Genomic DNA, 17,599 nt, shown 5'->3' with positions numbered 1-17,599 from the left:
TCGATGACCGGGCCGGCTGAAATTAGCCGCCTTTTACTCAAGAGAAAAGAGCCGATATGGAAATGTGGTTGTTATTAGGGATTCTTGGCGGTTTCACTTATTTTATCGTCAAGCGTAGCGTGGCCAAAATCACGACAACACCAATATGGTTAATTTGGTTAGTCCTGATGACTCCGGCTCTAATTTGGACCGGCTGGACGTTAATCTATGGAGAGGATAGCCCCATGCCGGCATTTCTGCTCATCGGTCCTTTTGTGATCTGCCCTTTTTTGTATTGGTGGCTAGTACAATTGGGTCGGGTTACTCCCCAAGAAAGCCCCCCATCACCACCGGAAACAGCGAATTTAGTCCTAGAAAATATTGATAATCCTGCACCTAAAAGTGATTTAAAACCGATCACTGCTGAAGAGGAAAAATCCCTACGAGATTGTTTTCCTTGGGGTATTTATTATCTGCAAAATATCGATTATCGTCCCCAGGCAATTCTCTGTCGGGGCAAATTGCGAGCAGTTCCCGAAGAAGCTTATCAAGTGATTAAAAACAATGTGGAAAAGGTTTTTGGCGATCGCTTTTTATTGCTTTTCCAAGAAAGTTTTCAGGGACAACCTTTTTTCGCTCTTGTGGCTAATCCCTGGCAGCAAAAAACAGAAACCATAGAAACTGAAAAAATTACTCGCCCCTTTCTTGCCCTGGGTTTATTGTTATTAACTATCTTAACCACCACAGTGGTCGGTGCGGGATTAAGTGGCATTACCGCCCAACAATTAGAAAATAATTCTAGTTTATTATTGCAAGGTTTACCCTACAGTTTGGGCTTAATTGCTATTTTAGGACTGCATGAATTCAGCCATTATTTGACAGCAGTTAAATATAAAATTAAAACTACTTTGCCCTATTTTATCCCCATTCCTTTCTTCCTCGGCACCTTCGGGGCTTTCATTCAAATGCGATCCCCTGTACCCACCCGCAAAGCTTTATTTGATGTGGCGGTGGCCGGTCCTTTGGGGGGTATAATTATCGCTATTCCTCTACTATTTTGGGGATTGTCCCTCTCGGAAATAGTTCCCCTAACTAATCAAAGCAGTTTATTAAATTTTCAGGCCTTAAATCCGCAGTTTTCTTTTCTCTTGTCTATCGTAGCTAAACTAGCTCTCGGCAGTAATTTAATCGCGGGAAAAGCGATCCATTTACATCCTTTAGCGGTGGCCGGTTATGTGGGAATTATCGTTACAGCCCTAAATTTAATGCCTGTGGGTCAATTGGATGGTGGTCATATTGTTCACGCCATGTATGGACAGAAAACCGCCATAATTATTGGTCAATTAACTCGATTATTCATGTTTATTTTAGCCCTAGTGCAGCCAGATTTTTTACTCTGGGCGATTATTCTCTTATTAATGCCAGTCAGCGATCAACCAGCTTTAAATGATGTGACGGAATTGGATAATAAACGAGATTTATTAGGCCTATTTTCCCTGGCTTTATTATTAAGTATTTTGCTCCCCCTTCCCGAAGCGGTGGCCCGTTGGTGGGGGATGTAAGCAACCGCATCAATCAACCTGAGTTCTGGGAAAATTATCGGTCAGTTGGGGAATAAAATCCCCATCTCCTACGTCAATGTGAGTTCGATGATCCTCACCCTCGATCACTTTAATCCACAAAGCTGAAGGCTGACAACCGCTCACAGATCACTGATATATGGTTCTCAAGGCTAATTCTCGCAGAAAAAAGCGAGTTTCTCCGCAAGGGAGGTTAGGCAAATCTAGGTTAAAATTGCTGGCTATTCCGCTAATTTTGGCGAGTTTAGGCTGGTTATACCACGATTTACGTCAGCAGTGGCTAAAACCGGAAGCGATTTTTGTTTTGGGAGGTCATGCCGATCGAGAACGTTTTGCGGCAAAATTAGCTAAGGAATATCCCGATCTACCGATTTGGGTGTCTTCCGGTAGTCCGCGACGATATGTGAGAAAGATTTTTAAAAAAGCGGGAATTTCTCCAGAACGTCTCCATCTCGATTACAATGCGCGAGATACTGTCACTAACTTTACTAGCCTAGCCGATCAACTGAAAGCCGAAGGTATTGATAGTGTCTATCTAGTCACTTCCGATAATCACATGAGAAGGGCGCGATTAGTGGGAGAAATTGTTTTTGGTAGTCGCGGAATTATGATTAAACCGGTGACTGTTCCCTCCCAATCACCCCCCGAACCCCTAGAAAAGTCGCTCAGAGACGGTTTTAGGGCAATATTATGGATAATAACCGGTTCTACCGGGGAATTTTGGCTAGAATCCGATTCTAGTTCCCATCTCCGATCAAAATAAAATTATCTTGACAAAATTAGCCACTTTATGTTAAACAAAAACACCATTTTCGCCATCCTATTGATTTTTGTGCCTATATCGATCGCCGGTTCCCTGTTACACTGGGGCGGAACGGTAGTTTTTATCACCGCTTGTCTAGCCATTATCCCCTTAGCGGCCTACATGGGGGAAGCCACCGAAGCGATTGCGGTGGTGGTTGGACCAAATATTGGCGGTTTGATGAATGCCACCTTTGGCAATGCCACCGAATTAATTCTCGCCTATGTCGCTTTGCGGGAAGGTTTCATCGATGTGGTAAAAGCGACGATTACTGGCTCAATTATCGGTAATTTACTCTTAGTTATGGGATTATCGATGTTTTTAGGCGGTTTACGCTTCAAAGAACAGGAATTTCAACCGATAACCGCTCGTTTAAATGCCTCGGCCATGAATTTAGCGGTGGTGGCGATTCTTTTACCCACTGCGGTGGAATTTACCTCCACGGGAGTCGGGGAAGCAGTGCTGCAGCGTCTATCGGTGGCCGTGGCAGCGGTGTTAATTTTCGTCTATGGTTTAAGTCTCTTATTTTCCATGAAAACCCACACCTATCTCTACGATGTCGGGGTTGCCGGTATCGAGGAGGAAAGCGCTGGAGAAAGCACCGCAAGGCCGAAAATCTGGTTTTGGTCTTTGATTTTATTGATCGTTACCATCGCCGTGGCCGTAGAATCAGAGTTATTGGTGGCATCCCTAGAGGAGGCTACGGAACAGCTAGGTTTAACGGCGCTGTTTACCGGGGTGATTCTTTTGCCTATTATCGGTAATGCGGCCGAACACGCTACGGCTGTCACCGTCGCTCTTAAGAATAAAATGGATCTATCGGTATCTGTGGCCGTCGGTTCCAGTATGCAGATCGCCCTGTTTGTGGCTCCGGTTTTGGTTATCATGGGTTATATTATCGGTCAGCCCATGGATCTAAATTTTAATCCCTTTGAGTTGGTGGCAGTGGCTGTAGCGGTGTGGTTGGCTAATTCGATTAGTAGTGATGGGCGATCAAATTGGTTAGAGGGAATGTTACTCTTAGCTACCTATGCTATCCTGGCCTTGGCTTTCTTTTTCCATCCTCTCACCGCTTAAAGTTATCCCTTGGAGATATATAGACAATGACGGATGCTTTGGCTTAAGGGAGTGGTAAAACTGGCAATTTCGAGGATTTTACCGCCAGCTTTCCCTAGATTCTCCTCTAAACTCAAACTATCCTCCGACGACCACTGACCACGATAGAGAATAGCGATTCCGGTCTTTTTCAGGAAAGGCAAAGCATAGTTAACACAGATATCCACATTAGCTACCGCTCGCAAACAGACGATATCGTAAGCACAGTTATGTTTAAGGTTTTTCCCAACGATTTCCGCCCGACCTAAACGAGTTTTCGTGTTATTTAACTCTAATTTGTCAATAACTTCTTCAAGAAAATTAATCTTTTTTTGGGTGGAATCCAAGAGAGTCACCGACCAATGGGGATATGCGATCGCAATTGGCAGCCCCGGAAACCCGGCCCCAGTCCCCAAATCAATAACTGATAGGGATTTTGTCAATAAATCCGGCTGGGATTTTTGTAACCAGGCTAAACCCGATAAAGAATCCCAAAGATGTTTTTCCCAAAACTCCTCCGGTTGGGTAATTCGGGTGAGATTAAAACGTTGATTACCCTCTAAAATCAACTCATAAAGTTGTTGAAATCGCGCTTGTATGGCCCCATCGGGTTGCCATTCTAGGGTTTCTTGCCAAAGGTCAAATAATTCAGGAAGGATCATTAATTCAGTTATCAGTTATCAGTTATCAGTACAATTTAAGCCAATCCTTTCTCAGCTAACCATTGAGGATTATATAAACGAGATTGATAACGGGACCCACCATCACAAAGAACAGTAACGATGGTGTGGCCTGGTCCCATTTGTTTAGCTAAAGCTACCGCAGCACCAACATTAATACCCACAGAACCCCCCATAAATAAACCATCTTTTTGTAATAGTTGATAAACAACTTTAATGGCAGTGGGATCATCAATTTGAATGGCATCATCTATGGGTGCGCCTTCCATATTAGCCGTAATACGACTATTACCAATCCCTTCCGTAATTGAACTACCTTCCAGGGTAATTGTCCCGGTTTTCACATAACTATATAAACCGCTACCCATCGGATCCGCCACCACGCAACGCACCTGGGGATTTTGGTCTTTTAAAAACATCGCCACCCCCGCGTAGGTTCCCCCGGTTCCCGTGGCAGCCACCCAAGCATCAATTTTACCGTCGGTTTGTTCCCAGATTTCCCGGCCGGTGGTTTCGTAGTGAGCGCGACGATTAGCTAGATTATCGAATTGATTGGCCCAGATAGCATTTTCCATCTCACTGGCCAATCTCCCCGATAATTTAACGTAATTATTGGCATCTCGGTAGGGAACCGCGGGAACAGTACGCACTTCTGCGCCAAGGGTTCTCAATAGGTCGATTTTCTCTTGGGATTGGGTATCGGGAATGATAATCAGGCATTTATAACCTTTAGCATTGCAGATATGGGCCAAACCGATGCCAGTATTGCCGGCGGTTCCTTCGACAACGGTTCCCCCCGGTTGCAGAGTACCGGCTTTTTCCGCTTCTTGAATAATATATAAAGCGGCCCGATCCTTGACCGAACCACCGGGGTTAAGAAATTCGGCCTTACCGAGAATCTCGCAGCCAGTTTCCTCGCTAAAACTATTGAGACGAATTAGGGGAGTATTACCCACCGCATCGACGAAACCATGTTTAATATCCATAATCTGTTATTTTTCGTGCTGTTCCTAGGCTGAGACGATTTTTTGTACTAAGGGATGACGCACCACATCGGCCCGCGATAGGTAACAAAAAGCGATCCCTTCTACTGATTTTAGGATTTTTTGAGCGGCAATTAACCCCGATTCTTGTTGTTGCGGTGAATCGGTTTGGGTGACATCTCCGGTTACTACCATGCGCGAACTGAATCCGAAGGGAGTTAAGATCATCAATGCGATCGCACTTTCTCCACTGGGGAATTGAATCGTTGGCCAAGTTCTACCACTTTAGCAAAATTGTTGTCTTAGCTGGAAATATTGATTAAATTGGAAGTTTTTAGCTGTTATTAGTTACTTAACCTAATATAGTGGTGGCGTTCTGTAAGGAGTCCCGCCGTGACTAACAATTCCCTCGATCCTTTGAATATTGGCAATACGATTAATACTGCCTTCCGTCTTTATCGTGATCGCTTCCAAACTTATGTATTCTTTGCTGTCCGCGCCTGTTTGTGGTCGCTTCTTCCCTTAATTTTGCAATTAATTCTCAGTCAATTACTTTATCAAACAATTACCCCCGAAGAAGGCAGCGATATCGGTTTACGTTTATTTCTTTTCCCAGTACAAATTTTCTCGGCCGCTAAGTATCTTTTCAATAGTGCGGTTATCTCACGATTAGCTTTTCAAGATATCATTTATCAGCCGGAAACTGCCGGACAAGCGGAAAAAAAAGTTAAGCCGAAAATGTGGCGCTTGTGGTGGATGCAGGTTTTGCTTGGTTTGTTGGGAGCGGCAATAATCTTGGCGATAACGCTGTCTCTGGCGCTAGTAAGTTTTATCCCCATCCTTGGTGTATTGCTTATTTTACTGGCTTCTTTCTGTCTTCCTGTTTTCTTCCTTTGGTTATCTGCTCGCATTTGCATTGCCGAATTGCCCTTAGTAATTGAAGATAATTTAGGCAGTTGGCAAGCAATCAAGAGAGGTTGGCATTTAACTAAAAACTCGGCTTGGAGAATTGTGGGAGTGATATTTATTGCCAGTTTATTAATTATTCCAGTTTATATTCTGTCATGGGCTTTGGCTTCAATTCCCTTTTGGGTCAATTTTTCCTCTTTTTATAGTAGTTTGGAATCGGTAGAGGACTGGCAAACGCTCGCGGAAAATCCTCTTTTTTTCCGACAAATGGCGATGTTTTCCTATGGTCTGACTACTATTTTCTTACTTCTGAATATTTTATTAGTTCCTTTTTGGCAATCTCTCAACAGTGTGATCTATAATCATGTTTTAGACCAGAAAAAAAATGATGGGGGAGAATACTAATAACTGAGCGGCTGTTGATGTATCTAAATTACTTGTTAAGACTGTCTATGAGAGGGGTTTTGAGCATTTGTACTAAAACCCCCTGTAGGTAGTTTAAATACAGTACAGCTTAACGGAATCATTAATTACTAAGTACCTAAGCAAAATTAATTAGACATCTTGCTAACCCTCTCGCAAGAGTACAAGAGCGACTATCTCAACAATCGGTTATTTTTCGTGCTGTTCGTAAGCTGAGACGATTTTTTGTACTAAGGGATGACGCACCACATCGGCCCGGGATAGGTAACAAAAAGCGATCCCTTCCACTGATTTGAGGATTTTTTGAGCGGCAATTAACCCCGATTCCTGTGGTTGCGGTAAATCGGTTTGGGTGACATCTCCGGTTACTACCATGCGCGAACCGAATCCCAAGCGAGTTAAGACCATTTTTAACTGTGCTGGGGTGGTATTTTGGGCCTCATCAACGATAACAAAAGCATTAGCTAGGGTTCGTCCCCGCATATAAGCTAAGGGAGCGATTTCGATTTTACCCCGTTCCATCAGGTCGGGAATTTTGGCCGCTTCGATAAATTCGTATAAAGCATCGTAAAGGGGACGCAAAAAAGGATCGACTTTTTGCTGTAAATCCCCCGGGAGAAAGCCTAATTTTTCCCCCGCTTCCACGGCCGGACGGGTGAGGATAATCCGTTCTACTTTATCTTCTAATAGAGCTTGTACGGCCAAAACGGCGGCTAAAAAGGTTTTCCCCGTGCCAGCAGGTCCAATACAAAAGGTGATATCGTGACTTTGAATCGCTTGGATATATTGACGCTGACGGAAGGTTTTCGCCCGAATTAGCTCCCCGCGACGGGTACGAGCGAGAATATCCTGCTGTAGTTCTTTATACTCGCTAGAACGCCCCGTATCGAGGGCATGGATAGCGGTCATAATATCGGCTTCGGCGATTAACTTGGCCTCTTGCCATAAAATACTTAAGGAGCGTACAATCGCTGTGGCACGCTCCACGGGGGTCGGTTGCCCCGCAATCCGCAATTCCATGCCTCTGAGGACTAAATTCGCCCCAGTTTGCCTGGCTATCAATTTGAGGTTAGCTTCTTGATGACCCGCTAAAGCGATCGCACTTTCTGAACTGGGGAATTGAATCGTTTGCCAAGTTTCCGTCATGCTCGGGGCTAAATTATCCTTTGGCTGTTTCTACCACTTTAGCAAAAGCGACGGGATCGAGGACAGCTAATTGGGCCAACATTTTCCGATTCAGGAGGATATTAGCTTTCTTTAATTGTCCGGTTAGTTGGCTGTAACTGATGCCCTGTTGACGAGCAGCCGCGTTAATGCGGGTAATCCAAAGACGACGAAAATCGCGTTTACGTTTGCGACGGTCTCTATAGGCATTCCGCAAGGCCTTCATTACCTGTTGGTTAGCTGTACGGAATAAGCGCGAGTGAGAACCGCGGAAACCTTTGGCTAATTTGAGAACTTTTTTGCGTCGCTTGCGGGCGACATTCCCCCGTTTTACTCTAGACATGATAATCCTTTAGACAATTTTTCTGGAAAATTTACAAATAGGGCAACATTAAGCGCACTTCCTTCTCGTCGCGCTCGTCCACTAGGGTAATCTGGGACAAACGACGGCGCTTGCGTTCGGCACTTTTATGATCGAGTAGGTGATTTTTGAAGGCTTTGCGACGTTTGATTTTTTTGCCGCTTCCCGTGGCCTCGAATCGTTTGGCCGCCGCCTTTCGCGTTTTTAGCTTGGGCATAAACTCCGTTTTATTAAATCGACACAATCACTAATACTATCACAAATAAAGGACTTTGGGCAAGGAGTCGCCAAAAGATTCCCCGGCTCATCCTTACTTTGGCCAGGTCTGTGCTTGGGAATTAAATCAATCGGGAATTTTCCCCTGCCTCTCGATCGAATCGCTAAGATCCAGATAAAGTCTTGCGTTAACACGCATCTGGAGAAGTTATGGCTAAAACCCTACTAGAACAATTACGCCAATTTACAGTGGTTGTTGCCGATACCGGCGATATCCAAGCGATCGAAGCTTTTACCCCCCAAGATACCACCACTAACCCCTCCCTGATCACGGCTGCGGCCCAAATGCCCCCATATCGGCCGATTGTCGATCAAACCCTGCAAGCGGCCAGAAAAGAATTAGGGCAGCAGGCCACCCCAGAAGATGTGGCCACATTAGCTTTTGATCGCCTAGCGATCGGTTTTGGTCTGCAAATCCTGCAAATCGTCCCCGGCCGCGTCTCCACCGAAGTGGATGCTCGTCTTTCCTACGATACCCAAGCTACCATCGACAAGGCCCGTTATCTCATTTCCCAGTATGAACAAGCGGGTATCTCTAGAGAAAGAGTCTTAATTAAAATTGCCTCGACGTGGGAAGGGATTAAAGCCGCAGAAGTCCTCGAAAAAGAGGGAATTCACTGTAATTTAACTCTATTATTCGGTTTTCATCAGGCGATCGCCTGTGCGGAAGCGGGAGTAACCTTAATTTCTCCCTTTGTCGGTCGGATTCTCGATTGGTATAAAAAAGAAACCGGTAAAGACTACGTTGGCGCTGAAGATCCCGGAGTCCAATCCGTTACCCAGATCTATAACTACTATAAAAAGTTTGGCTATAAAACCGAAGTTATGGGGGCAAGTTTCCGCAATATCGGCGAAATTTGCGAGTTAGCCGGCTGTGATCTTTTAACCATTTCTCCGAAACTTCTCGAACAATTGCAAGAGACAGAAGCCGATTTACCCCGTAAGCTCGATCCAGCACAGGCCGCAACCCTTGATATTGTCAAAATTGCCATGGATCAAGCGACTTTTGAGAAAATGCACGCCGAAGATGCCATGGCTTCCGAAAAACTAGCGGAAGGTATTCAAGGTTTTACTAAAGCTTTAGAATTATTGGAACAATTGCTGATTCAACGTTTAACCCAGTTGGAAGGTCAGTCAACCCTAGAACACGCCGCCGAAGATATTTTCCGAGTCTATGATCATGATGGGGATGGTTTCATCACCCGGGAAGAATGGGCGGGAACCGATGCGGTATTTGATGCGATCGATATTAACCATGATGGGAAAATTTCTCCCGATGAGATCGCTGTCGGTTTGGGTGCGGCTTTTCGTTTAGTGGAAGCATAGAATTAGTCGTGAGTTGAACTAACCGGCATCAGTCCCCACCCGCACTCACCCCCACCAGTGGGGAAAGTGCAGGGAGTGGGGAGCTTTTTACTGTTCACTGGTAACTGATCACTGATCACTGATTAAGCTGTCTCTTGGGCAGCGGCTAATTCTGCCAGTTTTCCCTGTTGATCCTTGGCGATACAAGATTGGATCACCTCTTCGATGGCGCCGTCTAAAATGCGATCGAGGGAAAAATTCTGATTTAAGCGATGATCGGTGAGACGATTATCCTTATAGTTATAGGTGCGAATTTTTTCCGAACGCGAACCGGTTCCCACCTGAGAGCGTCGCATGGAACTGACCGCTTCCTGTTGTTCCTGTAACTTCATATCGTACAGTTTCGCCCGGAGAATCTGCATAGCTCGTTCCCGGTTTTGCAATTGCGATCGCTCCTCGGTGCAGAAAACCCGGATTCCCGTGGGTTTATGGATTAAATCGACGGCAGTTTCCACTTTATTGACATTTTGACCGCCTGCACCCCCGGATCTAGCCGTGGTTAACTCAATATCCTTGGGATCGATATGCACTTCCACATCGTCCACTTCCGGCATAATCGCCACGGTAGCGGTGGAAGTGTGGACGCGACCACTCGCTTCCGTCAAAGGAACCCGCTGCACCCGATGGACTCCCGCCTCAAATTTCAGCTTACTATAGACGTTATCGCCTTTAATCTCTAAAATTGCCTCTTTAAATCCTCCCATATCCGCCGGAGATTCACTCAAAAGGCTAACTTTCCAGTTTTGAGTTTCGGCATATTTTGAGTACAAGCGAACTAAATCCCCCGCCCAAATACTGGCCTCATCACCTCCGGTCCCGGCGCGAATTTCCAGCATGATATTCTTTTCATCGAGGGGATCCCGGGGCAGCAGCAGAATGGTTAATTGGTCTTCCAAAGTGGCGATTTTTGCCTCTAATTCTGCCACTTCTAGGGCGGCCATTTCGCGTAATTCGGGATCGCTGGCGGATTCTTTGAAGATTTGTTTCGCACCGATTAAATCCTCTTGACTTTTTTGCCAAATTTCGTAGGTGTTGACCGTTTCCTCTAGGGAAGCGCGGGATTTGGCCAGACGATGCAATTCACCCGGATTACTGGTGACATCGGGATCCGCTAGACGACGGGTTAATTCTTTGTAGGTCTGTTCTACAGATTGCAGTTTGTCTAGTAAATAACTTTCAGCCATGATCGATAATAAATAGGGTTAAACGGGGTTAATTTGAAGATAACCCGCAAATTCTTTGGATTAGAAGCGTCTGAGAGATAATAGAGACACAATCCTTTTAATTTTCTTAATTTTCTTTGTCTGGAGTTCTGCGAGCTAGGAAAAATCCCGCTCAACTGCTGACAGTCAGTCAGTTTTGCTAATACTTAGAAATATTTTTAGGCCAGCAAGCGGCAAGGGAAGACATTTTTTTTCTTAACCAGATTATTCCTATATCTGAAGCTATCATTTTTTGGCCGTTTTGAGCAAGTAATCTTAAATTCTGTTTAAAAGTGGGGAATTGGGGTGTGGGCTTCGGCCGTGAGCTCAGCGTTCGACCGAGCTCACGCCGAGGTCCGAACGGGTGTGGGGTAGTGGGGTAGTGGGGTAGTGGGGTGTGGGGTGTGGGCTTCGGCCGTGAGCTCAGCGTTCGACCGAGCTCACGCCGAGGTCCGAACGGGTGTGGGGTGTGGGAAATTGGGGAAGTGGGGAGATCGGAGATGGAAGCAGGGAGAAAAAAGCTGATAACTGATAACTGATCACTGATAACTGATAACTGATCACTGATCACTGATAACTGATCACTGAATACTAAACCTGTCGGAAAGGGGGACAAAAAATGCTAGGATGGCGACAGCACAGAGAAAAGTGAAAGAAAGGAATATAGCTTTACATGGAAGAGTTTGACAAGTCAATATCCTTTGATGGCAGGGATATTCGACTAAAAATAGGGCTTTTAGCCCCCCAAGCTGGCGGTAGTGTTCTGATCCAATCGGGAGAAACGGCAGTTTTAGTGACAGCAACCACAGCCAAAGCCAGAGAAGGAGTAGATTTCCTGCCCTTAACCGTTGATTACGAAGAAAGATTATACGCCGCCGGGCGCATCCCGGGAGGATTTTTGCGTCGTGAAGGTCGTCCCCCGGAAAAAGCAATTCTGACCGGTCGTTTGATCGATCGCCCCCTGCGTCCCCTATTCCCCAATTGGATGCGGGATGATATTCAGGTGGTCGCTACGACCCTCTCGATGGATGAGGAAGTCCCCCCGGATGTTTTGGCCGTTACCGGGGCTTCCGTGGCGGTTTTGTTGGCGGGGATTCCCTTCCAAGGACCGATGGCAGCGGTGCGCGTCGGATTACTGGGGGATGAATTTATCATCAATCCCACCTACAAGGAAATCCATAACGGAGAATTGGATCTAGTGGTGGCCGGTAGTCCTGAAGGGGTAGTGATGATCGAAGCGGGAGCCAATCAGTTACCGGAACGGGATATTATTGAGGCGATCGATTTTGGTTATGAAGCGGTCCGCGACCTGATCACCGCTCAACGGGAATTGATCGATCAGTTGGGTATTCCCCTCGTCACCCGAGAAGCGCCGGTAGTAAACGAAACCGTGCAGAATTTCCTAAAAGAACAAGCTAAAGAGGAAATTAAACAGATTCTCTGTCAGTTTACCCTCAGCAAAACCGAACGGGATGAGAAATTAGAGGCGATCGAAAATCGGCTCAAGGAAACTATAACCGCTCTCCCCGATGAAGATCCCTTAAAAGCTCCAACCCTGGAAGAGCCGAAGTTAATCGGTAATCTCTTTAAGGATCTGACCAAAAAACTGATGCGCGCCCAAATTATCGAGGATGGGGTGCGGGTTGATGGTCGCCAACTGGACGAAGTACGGCCGATTTCTTGCCGGGTGGGAGTTTTACCCCGTCGGGTTCACGGTAGCGGTTTGTTTAATCGCGGTTTAACCCAAGTGCTTTCGATCGCCACCCTTGGCACCCCCGGGGATGCTCAGGATTTAGGGGACGATCTCCATCCCGAAGACGAAAAACGCTATCTTCATCACTACAATTTCCCACCCTTTTCCGTCGGTGAAACCCGTCCCATGCGTTCTCCCGGCCGTCGAGAAATTGGTCACGGTGCTTTAGCGGAAAGGGCGATCGTACCTGTCCTCCCCCCACAGGAGGAATTTCCCTATGTGCTGCGGGTGGTGTCGGAAGTCCTCTCTTCTAATGGTTCCACCTCCATGGGTTCCGTGTGCGGTTCCACCCTAGCGCTGATGGATGCCGGTGTTCCCCTGAAAAAACCCGTTAGCGGTGCGGCCATGGGTTTAATTAAAGAAGGGGAAGAAGTGCGGATTTTGACCGATATTCAGGGTATTGAGGATTTTCTGGGAGATATGGACTTTAAGGTGGCTGGCACTGATTCTGGCATCACCGCTCTCCAGATGGATATGAAAATCCCCGGTTTAAGCATGGAAGTGGTGGCCAAGGCGATCGAACAAGCTTTACCGGCCCGCAAACATATCCTAGAGAAGATGTTAGCGACCCTAGAAAAACCGCGCACGGAATTATCTCCCCACGCACCCCGGTTATTGACGATCAAGATCGATCCGGACCTGATCGGGTTAGTCATCGGGCCAGGTGGTAAGACGGTTAAAGGGATTACTGAACAGACCGGCACGAAAATCGATATCGATGACGATGGTACTGTCACCATTTCCTCCACCGATGGGGAACAGGCCGAAAAAGCTAAACGACTGATTTACAATATGACCCGCAAACTCAATGAGGGTGAGGTTTATCTCGGTCGCGTGACTCGCATTATCCAAATCGGTGCTTTTGTGGAAGTTTTGCCGGGGAAAGAGGGAATGATCCATATTTCCCAATTGGCCGAGGGACGCGTCGGTAAGGTCGAAGATGAAGTGGCCGTGGGGGATGAGGTGTTAGTCAAGGTACGCGAGATCGATAGTAAAGGTCGTCTCAATCTCACCCGTCTCGGTATTCATCCCGATGAGGCCGCCGCTGCCCGTAAAGCTGCTACTGTAGTCTAGGTAAATTTTTTGTTCATGGTTAACTCTCGATCGCTCGATCGAGGGTTTTCGTTTGATCGCTAAAATTGCTCAAAAACAGCAATAGAGACGTAAAAAAAACGCCTCTATCCCGGTATTTTCCCTAGATATTGTTTCTGACTACCAGCTAGACTTGACCACACCGGGTAAAAGACCTTGGTGGGCCCATTCGCGTAAAACGTTGCGGGATAAACCAAAATCGCGATAGTATCCTCTCGGTCTGCCGGTCGTTAAACAACGGTTTCGGTGACGACTGGGAGCGCTATTGCGGGGTAATTCCTGTAATTTTTGGTGAATTGCCAGTTTTTCTTCAAAATCTTCGGCGGTGCGGAATTGTTCTTTTAGTTCCGCTCTTTTAGCTTCGTATTTTTGTCTGAGACGAGCGCGTTTTTTCTCGCGTTCTACCATCGATTTTTTTGCCATGGGGTTTCTCGAAAAAGATTTAACCTGTAAAGACAGCATTTTCCATTATAACCTGAAACACCGGTGACAAAGGTGACATTTCTTGATATTAATTCTTAAAGTCCTAGTTGCAAATTTTCTATGTCTGAACCGCCTCAATTTCTCCAACAACGTCTTTTTTATCAAGGTCGCGTCTTTCAATTTGAAGTCTCGAAACTGCGTTTACCTAACGGTGTCGAGGGAGAATGGGAATGTGTGCGTCATCCGGGGGGTGCTTTAGCAGTTCCAATCACCAAGGAAGGTCAATTAGTTTTAGTACGTCAGTATCGATTTAGTTTGCAAGCTCGAATTCTGGAATTTCCCGCCGGGACGATTGATGAAGGAGAAGACCCTGCTACAACGGTAAAACGAGAATTAGAGGAAGAAGCGGGCTACCGGGCGCACAATTGGCAATCTTTGGGTAAATTTGCCCTGGCACCGGGTTATTCCGATGAATATATCTATGCTTTTCTGGCCCAGGATCTGGAAAAATTAAGCTTGCCCCCCGCTCAAGATGCGGATGAAGATCTGGAAGTGGTTTTGATGAGTTTTGAGGAAATGGAATCGGCGATTGCCAAGGGAGAATCGATCGATGCTAAAACTATTACTAGCTTCTATCTGGCCCGTTTAGCCCTTAATTAATCTTTTCAATCACTGCTTGTCCCAGTTGAATCAACTCAAAACCGATAAAAAGGCTTAAAATCACGGTGACAGCCTGATTAAGCAGGGGTATATTGCCTTTACCTAGAACAGAAGCGACGAATTTGACCACAACTAAAACGAGAGCGCTAACAACGGCGATTTTGACGGCTATCATAGATTAATTTTTCCTCACGGTTAACCGAAGTATACTATTTCTACACTTTTTCTCGCTAGTTTCATCTTGGGTTTGATACAAAATTTAGCATTTTGGTGGAGAGCGCTCCTGTCATTGCCAAAAATGCCCAGTTTTTTGTTAAGAATTGTAAAATGTAGTTAGATTTATTTGATCAGAAGAGGATTCATGTCTAACCAAGAATCGATTTTTCCATTCCCTCAAAAACCAGTGTATTCCTCCCCATTTAAGTCGATGTTAGCGATAATATCAGTTATCTTAATTATGTTAGCAGTGATCGGCGGGTTAATGATGGTCAGTTTATCATTATCTTGGCCAGAACACAATATTTATCGATTACTCCTTGGTTTAGTAGAAGATTTTTTTAACCCCTTTGCTTGGATCAAAGTTCCCTCGGTTGCTCATAGCTATCAATTATTATTACCCACGGTTATCCTGCTAATTTTTACGCGGTTGATCATTTTCTTGTCTCCGCATCCGCAAGTTTGGTCAAGATTAGTCATTATTTCTATCACCCTCGCTATCACCCTGCGCTATCTAATCTGGAGGATTCTGGCTACTTTAAATTTTTCCACCCCTCTCAATGGCTTTTTTAGTTTACTACTTTTAGGCATTGAGATGATGGTTTTAAGTAGTAGCATGATTCAGTTATTTTTAGTCTTAACCACGAAAGATAGACGAAAAGAAGCTGATTTTTATAGCCAAGCGGTGATCGATAAACAATATTTACCGACGGTAGATATTCTGATTCCCACCTATAATGAGCCAGCCTTCATTTTAAAAAGAACTATTATCGGTTGTCAAGCCCTTAATTATCCTCATAAAAATATTTATATTCTCGATGATACCCAGAGGTCAGAAATTCATCAATTGGCAGAAAAATTAAATTGTCATTATCTGACTCGTGAGGATAGAAAAAACGCTAAAGCAGGTAATTTAAACCATGCTCTCAGACAAACACAAGGGGAATTAGTGGTAGTTTTTGATGCAGATTTTATCCCTTGTCGGAACTTTCTAGAAAGAACTGTTGGCTGGTTTCAAAACCCCAAAATTGCCCTAGTGCAAACGCCCCAAAGCTTTTATAATGCCGATCCTATCGCCCATAACTTAGGTTTAGAAAATATCGTTACTCCCGACGAAGAATTATTTTATCGTCATATCCAACCAGCTAAAGATGGGGTGGGTAGTCCTGTCTGTGCTGGCACTTCTTTTATTGTCAGAAGAAAAGCCTTAGAGGAAGTGGACTACTTCAATACAGAATCTATTAGTGAAGACTATTTCACTGGGATTGCTATCTCTGCCCAAGGTTATGAAGTTATTTACTTAAATGAAAAACTCAGTGCTGGTTTATCTGCTGAAAGTTTATCAGCTTATTTACTGCAAAGATTGCGCTGGGCAAGGGGAACTTTACAGGCCTTTTTTATCAAAGCTAATCCCCTAAAAATTGCGGGACTAACTCTACCTCAAAGATTGGGACACTTAGAAGGAATTTTATCTTGGTTTTCTCCCTTAGCTCGTTTATTTTCTCTGCTTGTTCCTCTCCTTTATACCTTTGGTTATATAGTACCTTTGAACATTACCATCGATGAGACAATCTATATATTTTTACCCTACATGATGCTGCAGTTAGCCACTTATCACTGGTTAAATTGTCGCTCGCGCTCGATTATTTTTTCTGAGGTACTATCGATGATTATTTGTGTACCTACAGCCCTAACAGTTCTCCATATTCTTTGGAAACCCTTTGACAAAGGATTTCAGGTGACACCGAAGGGAATTGCTCGCCAAAATTATCAATATAATTGGCATTTATCCTACCCATTGCTGTTTTTTCTTACCATTACCTTAATTAGTATTTTCTTTAATTTACACCATCACAATTATCAAGCAAGTCCCCTAAATTTTGGCTTGATTTTGGCTATATATAACGTGGTTATTATCATGACTGCTTTAGTGGCTTTATTGGAAGCTCCCCTCACCCTAGAAACTCAATATCAAGTGCTGGAATCTCCTGTTAACTTGATCACAGAATCGGATATAATTATACAGGGCAATCTCAAAAAACTTTCGGAAATAGGAGCAGAAATTCACCTAGGGGAACCCATCTACTCAGAAAAATTACTCCTAGATATTTTAGGCGAAGATTTGCGCCTATCGGCTCATCTAGTCAATCTAGAAAAACGAGGAAAAATCTGGCAAGCGACCCTTAAATTCCAGCCACTTACCCTATCAGAGCAGAGAAAGCTAATTACTTTTTTATTCTGTCGTCCCCAGCGCTGGCAACCGAAAAATACGGCGGGAGAATTACAATCACTTTGGTTGTTAATTATCAGCTTTTGTCGGGGGATCGGCTTGATTTGGCGGGCAATTCTGAATCGAAAAACAGCCCTTTAGTTTAGTCAAAAGTCGAAAATACTTAAGTAGCTGGTTATAATTAAATTAAAAATAGATTTTAGGTTCGATCCCCCCTGCCCTCCTTAATAAGGGGGGTGCCGATCTCCCCTTAGTCCCCCCTTAATAAAGGGGGCATCTGATAATTTTTAACGCCTACCTACTTATCGAAAAACTAATTGCTAATTATCGTGTCAACTGGCTTTTGTTTGTGATTTTACTCACAGTGCTATTCTTGTATTATCACAGTTGTCACTTGACCAAAACT

At 44.9% G+C, this 17,599-nt stretch carries 16 protein-coding genes and 1 pseudogene; 8 read left to right on the top strand and 9 right to left on the bottom strand.

Features of this window, described 5'->3' with window-relative positions:
• Positions 1-56 precede the first annotated feature (56 nt).
• The 3 genes from ACOCD9_RS08355 (at position 57) to cax (ending at position 3,438) form a co-directional block, all read left to right on the top strand.
• The gene (locus tag ACOCD9_RS08355) at positions 57-1,541 is read left to right on the top strand and encodes a site-2 protease family protein (protein ID WP_419547062.1); all 1,485 of its coding nucleotides are present in this window, start codon (positions 57-59) and stop codon (positions 1,539-1,541) included.
• Positions 1,542-1,698: 157 nt separating this feature from the next.
• Positions 1,699-2,322, top strand: a complete 624-nt coding sequence (locus ACOCD9_RS08350) for a YdcF family protein (protein ID WP_287699991.1) — start codon at positions 1,699-1,701, stop codon at positions 2,320-2,322.
• Positions 2,323-2,349: 27 nt separating this feature from the next.
• Positions 2,350-3,438, top strand: coding sequence for a calcium/proton exchanger (gene cax / locus ACOCD9_RS08345; protein WP_287699992.1), 1,089 nt, complete (start codon positions 2,350-2,352; stop codon positions 3,436-3,438).
• A gap of 2 nt (positions 3,439-3,440) precedes the next feature.
• Here cax and rsmG read toward each other — a convergent pair whose 3' ends face one another.
• From rsmG to ACOCD9_RS08330, 3 genes and pseudogenes are all read right to left on the bottom strand, one after another.
• On the bottom strand, positions 3,441-4,118 hold the full coding sequence (gene rsmG, locus ACOCD9_RS08340) for a 16S rRNA (guanine(527)-N(7))-methyltransferase RsmG (protein WP_419547060.1): 678 nt from the start codon (positions 4,116-4,118) through the stop codon (positions 3,441-3,443).
• Positions 4,119-4,153: 35 nt separating this feature from the next.
• The gene (locus ACOCD9_RS08335) at positions 4,154-5,122 is read right to left on the bottom strand and encodes a cysteine synthase A (RefSeq protein WP_002743983.1); all 969 of its coding nucleotides are present in this window, start codon (positions 5,120-5,122) and stop codon (positions 4,154-4,156) included.
• A 24-nt stretch (positions 5,123-5,146) separates the two neighbouring features.
• A pseudogene (locus ACOCD9_RS08330) lies at positions 5,147-5,347 on the bottom strand (PhoH family protein); the annotation flags it as partial.
• A 165-nt stretch (positions 5,348-5,512) separates the two neighbouring features.
• Between ACOCD9_RS08330 and ACOCD9_RS08325 the strand changes: the two are divergent.
• Entirely contained in the window at positions 5,513-6,433 is a 921-nt protein-coding gene (locus ACOCD9_RS08325) for a hypothetical protein (protein WP_419547058.1), read from the top strand.
• Between the two features lie 207 nt (positions 6,434-6,640).
• On the opposite strand, the gene ACOCD9_RS08320 is transcribed toward ACOCD9_RS08325, so the two are convergent.
• Genes ACOCD9_RS08320 through rpmI form a run of 3 tightly spaced genes read right to left on the bottom strand, consistent with a single transcriptional unit; the run spans position 6,641 to position 8,193 of the window.
• Positions 6,641-7,597, bottom strand: coding sequence for a PhoH family protein (locus ACOCD9_RS08320; protein ID WP_002786759.1), 957 nt, complete (start codon positions 7,595-7,597; stop codon positions 6,641-6,643).
• Positions 7,598-7,610: 13 nt separating this feature from the next.
• Complete coding sequence (gene rplT / locus ACOCD9_RS08315) at positions 7,611-7,958, bottom strand: 50S ribosomal protein L20 (RefSeq protein ID WP_002739593.1); 348 nt, start codon at positions 7,956-7,958, stop codon at positions 7,611-7,613.
• A 31-nt stretch (positions 7,959-7,989) separates the two neighbouring features.
• Positions 7,990-8,193, bottom strand: coding sequence for a 50S ribosomal protein L35 (gene rpmI, locus ACOCD9_RS08310; RefSeq protein ID WP_002740108.1), 204 nt, complete (start codon positions 8,191-8,193; stop codon positions 7,990-7,992).
• Positions 8,194-8,402: 209 nt separating this feature from the next.
• Here rpmI and ACOCD9_RS08305 point away from each other — a divergent pair, with 209 nt between their 5' ends.
• Positions 8,403-9,578, top strand: coding sequence for a transaldolase (locus ACOCD9_RS08305; RefSeq protein ID WP_419547057.1), 1,176 nt, complete (start codon positions 8,403-8,405; stop codon positions 9,576-9,578).
• Positions 9,579-9,700: 122 nt separating this feature from the next.
• On the opposite strand, the gene prfA is transcribed toward ACOCD9_RS08305, so the two are convergent.
• The gene (gene prfA / locus ACOCD9_RS08300; RefSeq protein WP_104396368.1) at positions 9,701-10,801 is read right to left on the bottom strand and encodes a peptide chain release factor 1; all 1,101 of its coding nucleotides are present in this window, start codon (positions 10,799-10,801) and stop codon (positions 9,701-9,703) included.
• 691 nt (positions 10,802-11,492) lie between these two features.
• Between prfA and ACOCD9_RS08295 the strand changes: the two genes are divergently transcribed.
• Positions 11,493-13,646, top strand: coding sequence for a polyribonucleotide nucleotidyltransferase (locus ACOCD9_RS08295; protein WP_287699996.1), 2,154 nt, complete (start codon positions 11,493-11,495; stop codon positions 13,644-13,646).
• A gap of 138 nt (positions 13,647-13,784) precedes the next feature.
• On the opposite strand, the gene rpsN is transcribed toward ACOCD9_RS08295, so the two are convergent.
• Positions 13,785-14,087: a 30S ribosomal protein S14 gene (rpsN, locus tag ACOCD9_RS08290; protein WP_002740009.1), complete on the bottom strand. Its 303-nt coding sequence runs from the start codon at positions 14,085-14,087 to the stop codon at positions 13,785-13,787.
• Between the two features lie 120 nt (positions 14,088-14,207).
• On the opposite strand from rpsN, the gene ACOCD9_RS08285 reads away from it, so the two are divergent.
• Entirely contained in the window at positions 14,208-14,747 is a 540-nt protein-coding gene (locus ACOCD9_RS08285) for an NUDIX hydrolase (RefSeq protein WP_287699997.1), read from the top strand.
• On the opposite strand, the gene ACOCD9_RS08280 is transcribed toward ACOCD9_RS08285, so the two are convergent.
• Positions 14,740-14,922 (bottom strand): hypothetical protein, encoded by a 183-nt coding sequence (locus tag ACOCD9_RS08280; protein ID WP_002769951.1) that lies wholly within the window; start codon positions 14,920-14,922, stop codon positions 14,740-14,742. The two genes, ACOCD9_RS08285 and ACOCD9_RS08280, sit on opposite strands and share 8 nt — an antisense overlap.
• Positions 14,923-15,108: 186 nt before the next feature.
• Here ACOCD9_RS08280 and ACOCD9_RS08275 point away from each other — a divergent pair, with 186 nt between their 5' ends.
• A complete protein-coding gene (locus tag ACOCD9_RS08275) occupies positions 15,109-17,334 on the top strand; it encodes a glycosyltransferase (protein ID WP_419547056.1) in 2,226 nt (741 codons plus the stop codon).
• Positions 17,335-17,599 lie beyond the last annotated feature (265 nt).

This window comes from Microcystis sp., assembly GCF_048564745.1.
GTDB classification, from domain to species: domain Bacteria; phylum Cyanobacteriota; class Cyanobacteriia; order Cyanobacteriales; family Microcystaceae; genus Microcystis; species Microcystis ichthyoblabe_A.
This window is presented reverse-complemented; position numbering and strand designations above follow the sequence as displayed.